At 48.4% G+C, this 12675-nt stretch carries 8 protein-coding genes; 5 read left to right on the forward strand and 3 right to left on the reverse strand.

All coding sequences use genetic code 11. The features are described 5' to 3' along the window. Positions 1 to 23: 23 nt before the first annotated feature. Positions 24 to 1520 (reverse strand): hypothetical protein, encoded by a 1497-nt coding sequence (locus ACN0YH_RS07485; RefSeq protein ID WP_417378947.1) that lies wholly within the window; start codon positions 1518 to 1520, stop codon positions 24 to 26. A gap of 517 nt (positions 1521 to 2037) precedes the next feature. Here ACN0YH_RS07485 and polA point away from each other — a divergent pair. From polA to nusB, 5 genes are all read left to right on the forward strand, one after another. Further along, a complete protein-coding gene (gene polA / locus ACN0YH_RS07490) occupies positions 2038 to 4740 on the forward strand; it encodes a DNA polymerase I (protein WP_417378948.1) in 2703 nt (900 codons plus the stop codon). Positions 4741 to 5038: 298 nt separating this feature from the next. Further along, on the forward strand, positions 5039 to 5680 hold the full coding sequence (coaE, locus tag ACN0YH_RS07495; RefSeq protein WP_417378949.1) for a dephospho-CoA kinase: 642 nt from the start codon (positions 5039 to 5041) through the stop codon (positions 5678 to 5680). Between the two features lie 219 nt (positions 5681 to 5899). Further along, complete coding sequence (gene rho / locus ACN0YH_RS07500) at positions 5900 to 7333, forward strand: transcription termination factor Rho (protein WP_417378950.1); 1434 nt, start codon at positions 5900 to 5902, stop codon at positions 7331 to 7333. A gap of 157 nt (positions 7334 to 7490) precedes the next feature. After that, positions 7491 to 7973 carry a 6,7-dimethyl-8-ribityllumazine synthase gene (ribE, locus tag ACN0YH_RS07505; protein ID WP_417378951.1) on the forward strand — a complete coding sequence of 161 codons (483 nt, stop codon included), beginning with the start codon at positions 7491 to 7493 and terminating at the stop codon, positions 7971 to 7973. A gap of 89 nt (positions 7974 to 8062) precedes the next feature. Then, on the forward strand, positions 8063 to 8575 hold the full coding sequence (gene nusB / locus ACN0YH_RS07510; protein ID WP_417378952.1) for a transcription antitermination factor NusB: 513 nt from the start codon (positions 8063 to 8065) through the stop codon (positions 8573 to 8575). On the opposite strand, the gene ACN0YH_RS07515 is transcribed toward nusB, so the two are convergent. Together ACN0YH_RS07515 and ACN0YH_RS07520 are read right to left on the reverse strand one after the other, a co-directional pair. Then, positions 8568 to 9701 carry an SDR family oxidoreductase gene (locus ACN0YH_RS07515; RefSeq protein ID WP_417378953.1) on the reverse strand — a complete coding sequence of 378 codons (1134 nt, stop codon included), beginning with the start codon at positions 9699 to 9701 and terminating at the stop codon, positions 8568 to 8570. The two genes, nusB and ACN0YH_RS07515, sit on opposite strands and share 8 nt — an antisense overlap. A gap of 253 nt (positions 9702 to 9954) precedes the next feature. Further along, positions 9955 to 12177 carry an efflux RND transporter permease subunit gene (locus ACN0YH_RS07520; RefSeq protein WP_417378954.1) on the reverse strand — a complete coding sequence of 741 codons (2223 nt, stop codon included), beginning with the start codon at positions 12175 to 12177 and terminating at the stop codon, positions 9955 to 9957. Between the last annotated feature and the right edge of the window lie 498 nt (positions 12178 to 12675).

Here is a 12675-nt window from a genome sequence, read left to right on the forward strand (position 1 = left end):
ATATCAACTCGTTTGAAACAGGTTTATTTGCCCGTTCCAAATGCCTTGGATGTCTGACCTGAAGAAGTCTGCTGTTTCAGACGCTTACTTCGAGTGAAGACCTGAGAGACTGAGCCTGAAGAAGAGTCATTCACACCGGTAACTTTTGCCCCCTGCTTAAGGGGAGATTTCACTCCGGAGCCCGGCACAAACAAACGTCGCTGTGGCTTGTAACCGATATAACTTAAGAAGTCATTGATCCCGATCACACGCACTGCTTTCAAACGGGCTTCTTCACGAATCTCCTTCATCTTGGCCAGCAGGTCCTGCATTTTATCACGTTGTTCGTCAGTTTTAGCTGATTCGACATCTGGTGATTGACCGATGACCAGGAACTTCGTATGCACGGTCAATCCGTCACCAATACGTTCTCCATTTTCAGTAACCTGATTATCAATTTTGGCATTGGCATTCTCAATCACGCGTTTCAACAGATCCATATCAGATTTACCGTCGCCATCCAGATCAATAATCCCTGAAATGGCAAAGGTCTCCGGACGTCCGACTCCCCAGAGTGGCGTATAAATGGGATCGCCAGGGCTGATGGGCTGATAAATGTCATCGCCTACAATCCGGGCTTCCGACAAGTGAGGCCCCAGAATCTTGGTCACTTCGATGGCACCAATGATATCTTCTTCACCGCGACCGATTCCCTGATGTGCTTTGCGATAAACACTGAAAGTCATTCGCTTGGGGAGACGATCAGCTTCGCCCAGATTGATCCAGACAACTCCTGTACTATTATCAACGGTACGAACCACGCCATCGGGTACTTCAAAACTGTGCTTCTGAACCTGGTCCAGACGGCTGCGAAGCGTATCAATCAGGCTGGCATAGGTATTGTTTTTGTTTTCCAGATCCTTAATGGTTTTCGCATTGGTTTCGCGCAGTTGATCCAGCTCGATCAGAATTTCTTCATTCTCTTTCTGAAGGGCAGCGATCTGCTGATCCTTTGCACCGACTTCTTCTTCTTTGACTTTCTGTGTGTCAGCCAGGTCTTTTTCAGAACTGTCACGGGCCTTGCGGTGCTCATCAACCTTCTTGTCCATATTGCTCTTGAGCTGCTGCAAAGCGGCTTCCAGATCATTTTTCGCTTTCTGCTCGGCAGCCAGCTCGGTTTTGGTCTGGTTCAACTGGGAAGAAAGCTTGATCAGTGTATTCTTGATTGTGGGCTCGGCCAGAACGTCAGCATGAGTTTTAATATCCAGTTCGGTGGCACCAATCACTGTGTTGGGAGTTTTATTATCCAGCCCCACATCTTCCTGCTCGTTACCGATCAGCTTTTTGAGAGCCTGCAGTTCTTCATCAAGCTTGCGAACGGCAACGCCATCGCGCTGCGAATCTTTCTGAGCCTGATCCAGTTTCACATTCGCTTCTGCCAGATCTGAATACCCCAGATAAGCAGCCACACCACCAATCAGGGTGGTCATGACAAAAAAGATCAATGAAAAGTGAACAGCAGTTGGTTTACTGGCAGCCATGTTTTAAAACCTTAAGGATATTCAAAGTGACAATCTGGTGCAGTTCAGCACCCTGGCGGTTCGCGTCTGATGTGTAAAAGATTTTCAGCCATGCTCCATTACAGGCTCTGAGGAGCCTCGGAGAGCCGGTGTAGAGATAATTCTGAAAAATTGAAAAACCAGCATCCTGCTTTACTTTATTCTAAATGCAGAAAAACCAGTGTCAAGCAGCATTCTGATTCTACTTAGTGTGCAGAGAATTCGTTCTTGCACTTCTCCTCTGACTTGTCCTCTCATAGACTACACAAAACACCAGTAACCCGGAGTTCTCTGGCAACAAGACGAAAAGATTTCATTGAGTTTTGAGTTCCACTGGTCTGTTGATGGCGGTCAGCGCCACACTCACCAATAATGAACCGGGCAGGCCGCAGAGTCGCTGACTGACTCAACCGCATCTGCTCCTCATTGAAAATACAACATCTGCATGTTTCCTGTTTCGGCAATCCCTTTTTAAAATTTCAGGTAAAGCTAAATCTTTATGAAAGAAACACTTTACATCATTGATACGTTTTCTCTGGTATTTCAGGTTTTTCATGCTGTGCCGGCAATGACCGGCCCCACGGGACAGCCCACCAATGCCATATTCGGCATCACCCGCGATATCCTGAACATTATCAAAACGCACTCACCCGACTATTTAATCTTTGCCATGGACTCCAGTGGGCCAGGCACTCGTAACGATCTCTATCCGGAATATAAGGCCAATCGCTCTGCGATGCCTGAAGATCTGGTTCCGCAAATCCCCCATATCATGGACGTCGTCAAAGGGTTTCAGGTCCCCGTCATCGAATGTCCCGGCTGGGAAGCGGACGATGTTTTTGCGACCATTGCCCGTCTGGCGAATGAAAAAGGGATTGAAACCACAATCGTCACCAATGACAAAGATGCCAGACAACTCATCAATGAAGCCATTCGCCTGTACAATATACGCAAAAATCAGTTTATGGATGCGGAAGCGGTTCAGGCCGACTGGGGCGTCCGACCTGACCAGGTGATTGATTTCCAATCTCTGGTCGGCGACAGTGTAGATAACATCCCTGGAGTACCGTTGGTTGGTCCCAAAAAGGCGCAAACTTTGATCGAACAGTTTGGAACCCTGGAAGGTGTTCTGGCCAATGCGGACAAAGCAAAAGGGCCGAAACTACAACAAAACTTGAAAGAATTCGCCGATCAGGCCCGCATGTCGAGAGAACTGGTTACGCTGAATCAGTCACTGGACCTCGATATCGACTGGGAAGCCTCCCGGCTGACACACCCTGACCGCGAACGGTTACATCAGCTATTCGTTGATTTTGGATTCCGCCGCTTCGCTGAAGAGGTGAAGAAAGAGCCCTCGACCAAAGCCCCCGCGGAACCTGTGGAACGGGTCCGTGAAACTATCGACAGTAAATCCGCGTTTGAGAAATTCCTTACACTGCTCAAAGAACAGGACGAATTCTGTGTTGACCTGGAAACGACAGGATTAAAGCCGGCAGAAGCGGATATTGTGGGCTGGGCTATCAGCTGGGAAAGACACCGCGGATTCTATATTCCTGTCGAAGGCCCCTCAGGCCAGTCGGCCCTGGATCCCTCCTATGTTCTGGAACATCTGAAACCGATCCTGGAAGATCCCAAAATCCTGATCACTAATCAGAATATTAAATATGACATGGTCGTACTGATGCGTGCAGGGGTCTTCCTGCAGGGAATCAGCATCGACCCCATGGTGGCCAGCTACCTGATCAGTGCCGGGGAACGAGGACACAGTCTCGACAAACTGTCAGAGCGGTATCTCAACCATACCATGATCCCTATCTCCGAGTTGATTGGCTCCGGCAAACAGCAGAAAAAGATGTTCGAAGTCGATGTCGATAAAGTTGCCGAATATGCTGTCGAAGATGCGGAAATCGCCTGGCAGCTTTCCAGAATCCTGCAGGAAGAACTCAAACACGCTGGATTATGGGATCTTTACTGGGACCTCGAACGTCCGCTCATTCCCATTCTGGCCGAAATGGAATTTACCGGAATCAAAGTCGATATTACAGAGCTGAAGCAGCAGAGCCAACTGCTTGAGAAACGGTTATTGACTCTGATCAGCGAAATCCACGAAATGGCGGGGCATGAATTCAACATTGCTTCCCCACTGCAGCTTCGCACGGTGTTATTCGATGAACTGAATTTACCCGTTTTCAAAAAAACAAAGACCGGCCCCAGTACGGATCAGAGCGTACTGGAGAAGCTCGCACCGCTGCATGCGCTGCCCGCCAAAATCACCGAACATCGACATCTCTCCAAGCTGAAGAGCACTTACCTGGACGCGCTGCCGGATCTTGTAAATCCAGAAACAGGTCGAATTCATGCCAGCTTTAATCAGGTCGTAGCCGCCACAGGCCGACTGAGTTCGAGTGATCCCAATCTGCAGAACATCCCGGTTCGAACAGAAGAAGGACGACAGATTCGCAAAGCATTTATCCCCCAGGATGAGAACTGGAGGCTGCTCTGTGCCGATTACTCACAGATTGAACTCCGGGTCCTGGCTCACCTGAGTCAAGATGTCGCACTGAGCCAGGCGTTCCGCGAAGGCGCGGATATTCACACCGCCGTTGCCTCCGACATTTTTCGTGTTCCCCACGAACAGGTTGACAGTGACATGCGCCGTACCGCGAAAGCCGTCAACTTCGGTGTCATTTATGGTCAGAGCCCATTTGGCTTGTCAGAAGCCATTGGTATTCCTCAATCTGAAGCTGCTGGATTCATCGAAGACTATTTTGCCAGGTACCAGGGTGTCAGAGAATTTCTGGATCAGATCCTCGAAGATTGTGCAAAACATAATTTCGTGAGCACGATCTGTGGCAGAAAACGAGAGATCCAGGGGGTCCGGGGAGGCGTACAGAAACAGCTCAACATGCCCGAAAGAACTGCGATCAACACCGTTATTCAGGGATCTGCCGCCGACTTGATTAAGCAGGCAATGCTGAATGTCAGCGATCGCATCAAACAGGAACAGCATCCAGGCCGCATGCTCATGCAGATCCACGACGAATTGGTATTCGAAGTTCCGCTCATCGCGCTGGACACTCTGGGCCTGATCGTACGGGAAGAGATGGAATCAGCCATGGACCTCGAAGTTCCTCTGATTGTGGATATGTCTAGCGGACTCAACTGGCTGGAACAGAGCTCCCTGCAAATTACCCAGCCGTAATAATTACTGAACATAACTTAAATTTTGAGCGGAATATTCAACAGAACTGGGAGCATTGATTGAGGATTTGAGACCTGTCCGACTGAAATATAAAATTTAAGTGTAAAGTAGTGTTCTTTCCTTTTTTTTGTTGACAACCTGTACGCCATCGGTAACGATATTAATGCACGCCTATGTGTCTCATCTACCAGTTGCTAAGGGATTCAGCAATCATAAACATCCTGTGTGGTAAGTTTCTGTTGCGAAGGAATGTGTAAACAAACCATTTTCCACCATTGCAAGTTGTCACAACCATCTTGTGTCTCGTCATACATTCATTCCCACATTAGCCCTGATTGGAGGGATCGGATCAGGCAAAAGTGCGGTTGCCAATAAAGTCAAATCGCTTCGGCCTGCTCTCGTCATAGATGCAGATCGGATTGGACATGAGGTACTTGAATTACCTGATATTCAAGAGAAAATTCGAGAGCAGTTTGGATCTGTGGTGTTCAATGCTCGGGGAGAGATTTCTCGATCTGAACTAGCCAGACTTGTTTTTGGAGAATCAAAACAACATCAAAAATCATTAAAACAACTCGAATCCATAGTCCACCCTGTAATCCATCGCAGGCTGGAACAGGAAATTCAAGCGGCCCGGTCTCTGAATCAGGTCGATGTTATCCTGGTCGATGCCGCCGTGATCATAGAAGCGGGCTGGAGAGAGTTGTGTGATCAAATCGTATATATCGACTGCCCTTTCGAGCAACGCCTCAAACGAGTCACTGAAAACCGGGGTTGGTCAGAAACAGAGTTAATAAATCGGGAGAAACACCAACTGCCTCTCTCAGAAAAACGTAATCTGGCAAATGGTGTGATCCATAATGGACAGGACCTGAAATCTGCTGGTCTTGAGCTTTCGAAATTCATCGATTCCATTCTAAATCAGAAAATGACAGATTAAATCACGAACTGAAAGTGTCTCATCAACATCTCTGGTTAGTATCCGTACTAAAAGTAAGAAAACTCATCCTTGATGAATTCATAAACATCCACTGATCCCTTTTCAGTCAGAGTACCTTTCCAGAGGTTTATTAATCTTCGCGTTCAACACATCTATATTGATTCCAGAACTCCACACGACTTCATCTCACTAAATTTTGTAATTCGGAAAGCATTCACTATGGCCAAATCCATAAAACTTCAGACATCTGAAAATGACGGAACAGTGGCTTCAAAAAATATCAGCGAGTTGGATCAAGACTCCAAACGGGAAAAACCAGTCACGCGGAATCAGCGCGAATCTGCCATTACCAGAGCAGCAGATGAACGGTACGAGAAAATCAAACAGAGTGAGATTCACATCGCCGACCTGCAAAAACTGACGATGAAAGATCTGATGCAGCTGGCGAAAGAAGAGAACCTCACAGAATATACGGGACTCAAAAAACAGGATCTGATCTTCAAAATCCTGAAAGAGCGGACCAAAGTCAATGGCCTGATGTTTGGAGAAGGAACTCTGGAAATCCTGCCGGATGGTTTTGGTTTCCTTCGCAGCCCCGATTATCACTACCTCCCCTGTCCCGACGATATTTATGTCTCTCCCAGCCAGATTCGCCGCTTTGGCCTGCGAACGGGAGCGATCGTTGCCGGCCAGATTCGACCTCCCAAAGAGAACGAACGATATTTCGCTTTGCTGCGGGTAGAAGCCGTGAATGGCTGTGATCCGGAGATCCTGACAACCAAGGTCTTCTTCGATGATCTGACTCCGCTGCATCCTAAAGAACGTCTCAGACTTTCCTCGTCTGCAGGCAATCTGAGTACCAGAATCGTGGACCTGATTGCTCCCGTCGGTATGGGACAACGTGGCCTGATTGTCTCGCCTCCTCGTGCCGGTAAGACTGTCATGCTGCAGGAAATGGCAAAATGCGTGCTCGGAAGTCACCCCGATGCCTATGTTTTCATTTTACTGATTGACGAACGCCCTGAAGAAGTGACCGACATGGAACGTCAGGTAGGCGGCGATCGCTGCGAAGTCGTCAGCAGTACCTTTGATGAACCACCGAGCCGCCATATTCAGGTATCGGAAATGGTCATTGAAAAAGCCAAACGCATGGTGGAATATGGCGAAGATGTTGTCATCTTCCTCGATTCGATTACCCGTCTCGCCCGTGCCTGGAACACCGAAGTCCCGCACTCCGGAAAAATTCTTTCCGGTGGTGTGGATGCAAATGCATTACAGCATCCCAAACGGTTCTTCGGTGCAGCCCGGAATGTGGAAGAAGGAGGCAGCCTGACCATTGTTGCGACTGCACTGGTTGATACTGGTAGCCGCATGGATGAAGTCATCTTTGAAGAGTTTAAAGGAACTGGTAATACCGAATTGCATCTGGATCGCAGAATGGTTGAAAAACGCATCTGGCCGGCAATTGATGTCAATAAATCGGGAACACGCCGCGAAGAACTGCTGATGGATGAGGAAGAACTTCGCCGAGTCTGGATACTCAGACGTGTACTCAATGATATGAACCCGGTAGATGCCATGGAGCTGCTCACCACCCGTATGCGTCGTACCAAGACAAATGAAGAATTTTTATTGAGTATGAACCTGGGCTAATCTGCTGCCGGCAGAGTACAGTCTGTTGAGACTCATAAGTACGTTGTTATCTTAGTCAGTATTGAACCGCGGGAAGACCGAATTTCCGGTTCAAAGACTGACACTCCCCGTTCTGTTGACCGCTGTTTTTACTGAAGATTGATAAGTTACCCCCCCGATGAAGCATAAACTGATTGAAGGCGATTTACTGGTTCGTGAAGCGAGTTTCGCGATTGTCGTTTCCCGCTGGAATGAGCTGATTACGCGCAGACTGCTCGAAGGCGCCCTGGAGACGTTTCGTCGTCATGGCGGTTCCGAAGAAAATATCACTGTACTCTGGGTTCCCGGCTCATTTGAGCTGCCCCTCGTGGCGGACCGACTGGCCAAAAGTGGTAAGTTCCAGGCTGTCTGCTGTCTGGGTGCCGTGATTCAGGGAAGCACAATGCACCATGATTATATTAATCATCAGGTTGCAGCAGGCATCATGCGGAGCAGCCAGGAAAGTGGTGTGCCCGTGCTGTTTGGTGTGCTGACATGCGAGACGATGGAACAGGCGATGGATCGTGCTGGTGGAAAAGTTGGTAACAAAGGTGGAGAAGCCGCCCTGGCTGCCATTGAAATGGTCAATCTCTTACAATCAATTGATCAGAGCCAGGCGTAAGAAAAACTGCAGACACCACTCTGTCGTCACTGACGACATGACTTTTAATGACCTAAATAACATCCTCTTTCTATACTAGCGAAATTCCCATGTCCTTGCGAAAACAGGCGCGATTCTTAGTCGTTCAAATGCTCTATCAGATCGATCTGAACCCGGATATCTCTATCAATGAGATCCGCGAGATGATCGAAGAGCATGGACGTAATAAAACGACACGCACCTTCGCATGGGAGCTGTTTACAGGCGTCATGGAGTACAAACAGCAACTTGATGAGCATATCATTAGAGTTGCTGAAAACTGGACCCTCAAACGGATGGCGGTCACTGACCGAAATATTCTCAGACTGGGCTCTTACGAGTTGTTACACACGGACACACCTACTCCGGTTGTAATTGATGAAGCAGTCGAGCTGGCACGAGAATTCGGTAGCGCGAATTCTTCTCAGTTTGTAAACGGCATCCTGGACAAAGTGGTTCAACGGAAAGACGAACCCCTGCCTCCTCCCCAACCACAGGCTATAGAAGTCCCAACGGAAGAAGTTCCATCGCCTGAACCGCCAAGCAATCCGAAGCCCCGTATGAATAACCCCTGGGCTACTTGACCTCAAAACGGTGTGGCGTGCGGTCGTTCCAGCTGAAGTTCATATCAATGGCGGCCTGTGACAGGCGCGTCAACAGCTCGCGATCCACGTGCGGGCAAGGCAGATGGGGTGCCGCTGTTTGAGTATTCGTACTGTCAAATACGGGATCATCCCGCCAGTAGGAATTATAGACGCGGATATGGTCGTAGAAGAGTCGTTCTGCTTCGGTAGGATCGTCCAGTTCAACCCCTGCACCGGCAAATTCTGACCCATAGAAATTACAGGTCGCTTCCAGAACATCATGCACAAGACGAGATTGCACGGGATGCAGTGGTGTCAGATGATATGTCTTTTCATGAAGCTTGGGGTGAGTAATGATATGAGACATCACTGCAGAAACCCAGTCTACGGGAATCAGGTTTTTGGACTCATCCCCATTCAATGTAAAACGTGATTTCGCGTAATAGCGTCCGGTTTCATCTGGTGACTGCATCTGGGTTAATGTGTGCCCCAGTTGCAAGGCAGCGTAAAAACCATGAAACGTATTGGTGAAACCAGTCTTGGAATCACCAATAATGATCGCCGGACGAAAGACGGTGAGAGATTCAATATGCTCTGCACTCCGTACCATCAGCTCTGCTTCCAGCTTGCTTCGCTCGTAATCATTCCCGGATTCCTGTCCGACATCAACGTCCGATTCCATAATCTTACCGGATCGTAGACCACAGACATACGCCGTTGATACATGGTCAAATTTTTTAATATTTGCCGTCTTACAGAAGTCGAGAACTTTTTGCACTCCCCCTACATTGGAGCGCCAGGGCTCACTTTCATGGCTGGTGCTGTAAAAGGAAAGGCTGGCTGCTGAATGAAGAATGCGATCAACATTCTCTGTCGCCCATGCCAGATGCTCAGCACTTAACCCGAGATTTTCTTCATTAATATTACCTTCCAATACCATGGGGCGAGGTAATTCACGCCCCAGGTGCTCATCCCAGAACGCCATAATCATGTCAATACGCTGATCGACGGTCATTCGCCGCGTGGGACGAACCAGGACAGCAAGCGGAACCCCTGCAGAAGCCAGGTCTCGAATTAAATATCTGCCTAGTAATCCTGTAGCACCTGTAATCAGATGAAATCCCATGTTGTATTCCGCTGTGATCTGAAAGTTAGAGTGAGTCGTGATGTTATAACTGGTGTCTGCAATGCTTCTGAGTGTACGATCTCGTAGATCAATTCAGGAAAAAAGAAGTTGAATGGACCTGCTGTTCTTCAGAAGCGAACCCGCCTTGGGTCGAGGGACCCTCAATGATAATGAACTGTCTTCATATATCAATCTAGGGGTCAGGAAAAGCCATCAGATTACCCCAGCAATTGAACCAGGGCAGGAAAAGAAATTATGCAACTGCTTTCCCAGACTGATCTTTCGTTTCCAGCTGCTGCTTGAGGAAATGAGGGGCGTGCTGCTGACCTTGAAAAGATTGTTCCCTGTCTGTGTGATCAGTATCATTCTGATCCTCGGATTTTTCCGGTCGCAATGCCAGCAGACAGGGAAGTAATACCAGGTCACCGACCAAAGCTGCTACGAGTAGAGACGTCATCATATATCCGAATCGGGCGGTCGGAACAAAATTACTTAACGTGAGGGCCAGCATACCTGCTCCCGTAATGACGGCCGCTGTAAAAATCGGTTCGCCTGTCATCAGCAGAGAATCCCGTGATGCCTGCGCTGAACTTCCGGTTAGACGATACTGACTCTGGTAACGTACGAGAAAATGGAAGGTACCGTCCACAGCAATCCCTAACGCGATACTGGCTGTCATCATGATGCCAATATCAATGGGAATCTGATACCAGCCCAGTATACCAAACACGATACAAATCGGGGTTAGATTCGGCACCATTGCCACGAGCCCGGCCTTAATGGACCGGAGAGAAACGATCATCACCACAGTAATGATCACAAACGCCATCGAGAAACTTTCCCAGAACCCGGTAAAGATCTGGTTCTGTGCCCGCCTCAGCAGGGGTGCTACTCCTGTCAAAATCACATTGGGATCATCGATCATGACGGCGAGTTCATCATACACCTGATCCTGTGGCAGATCGGCGTCGCTGCTGATTCGCGCTGAAATCCGCCAGAGTCGTTCGCCATCTGAAGTGAAATCGTTGTCTCCATGAGCCGACTGTGCATGAGATAACAGTCGGGCGGTCTCGAAGGGACTCTCAGGAAACTGCTTCGGAAAAAAACTGGCCAAAGACATTGTATGTCGTACAGCGGGATGCTGCTGAATAAGTGCTTCCAGCTTGCAGATATGCTCTACTTTTTTGATGAAAGGAATCTCTGCATCCCCGAAGTCGACAATCGCTTCGATGGAATCGAGTTCCGTCAGGTTATTTTGAACAGCACGCACATCCTGAATAACGCGTCCCTCTGCTGGCAGAAAATCCAGCGGATCGATTTTCGTTCGCAGACTGAACAGCCCCACTCCCGTAATCATTACCAGGATAATTGTCGCGAAAGAAACGCGTCCGGAATGGTCGATCAGCCAGTTTGCACAGCGATGAAAACTCCAGCGTTGTTCCCCAGCGTGAACCGTTTTCGGGTCTATGGGCCACAGTGTTAATACAGCGGGTGTCAGTCCCAGCCCCGTAATCAGCGACACAAATGTCCCGACTGAGGCAGCATACCCAAACTGAATCACAGGCCCGATTTCACTGACAGTTAAGGAAAATAGACCAATCGTCGTGGTCAATGTTGCCAGTACGCAGGGCTTCCAGGCGATTTTTAACGCAGCCGACAAGGGATCTGGATCGTCGATACAACTGGCAACATAGTGATGCACATGAATTGAGATCGCCAGTGTAAAGACCATTACCATGACTGACAGGGCACCGAGAATGAAATTCATTTCTCCACCGCCCAGATAAATCATCGCAGTTGTAAGGTTGATGGCCCAGATAGTTAATCCCAGGGTTGCCAGTGTTTTCTTCCACTCCCGGAAAGAATAATACAACAGACCGAGGCTGATCAGTAACGTGATGATAAAGAACTTTTTATTGTTCTTCTGACTCCCTAGCCGATCCAGTTCTGCAATCACAACAGGAGCACCCGCCAGTTGAACTTCGTTTCCGGTTAACTGGTTGTATTCCAGCTTTTCGCGAATCCCCTGTACCGTCCCGGCCCGGTTCTTAATTCCTGTGTCAGAAAGCAGCACCAGAATGCCTGCTACATTCTTCTCGGAATTCATCAACAGCCCGTTCAGCCGATGATCAATTTCTTCTGGCTCCACCTTAAATTCGTTCAGGATCGTCTTGAGTCGCTCGGGGGTCCAGCATTGTCTGACAGTTGGTAACGCTTCGATACGACCGGCCGTCGCTTCCACCAGTGACGGTTGACCCAGTCCGCCTTGTACAGCAACGAGCACAACTTCTTCCGCTCCGAACTCTGCTTTGAATCGATCATAGACGATTCGCACATCGGAATCTTTAGGCAACCAGGTTTCGATATCATTATTCGAAGGCAATAACTCTGCCAGAAATGTCAGAATCGGCAGCGTACAAAAAACGCCCCAGATTAGTTGCCTGCTGTATTTTTTATAGAAGGAAGAGATCATCATAAGGTTTGGTAGATCAATCTGCTTTCTCTTGCTTGAGTCAGTTCAAGTACACATTTCTAAGAAATCAATGGTCCGCACACGTTCATGGATCACTGGAAGTAATACAAAAAAACGGCCACCTTGATTAGAACTATTAATTACTGCGACCATCACAGTTTAATATCGAACCGCCAACGAATAGAGCGTCATTCGGAATTTCCAATCCTCAGGCGTTATAGCAGAATCAGCTGGTGCCTTTGGAATGACTGTTACAACTCGCACCTTCACAGGGTGGATAACCACTACAACACCTACGCATTGCTGACCCTCTGTGAGTTCGCCTGGCGTTATAACTGTCAGGGTTTAACTATCACAATCGCCGAATCTGGACGAACCCCCACACGTTTCACCAGAGCCCATTCCGAATCGAGTTCCACCGGGAATCTGAAACTAAGGAACTCCTCAATTATTTTTATATTCTATATTTCAATATCAGATTCGAAGCAGATCACGAATCAA

This window comes from Gimesia sp., from assembly GCF_048262075.1.
Classification (GTDB): domain Bacteria; phylum Planctomycetota; class Planctomycetia; order Planctomycetales; family Planctomycetaceae; genus Gimesia.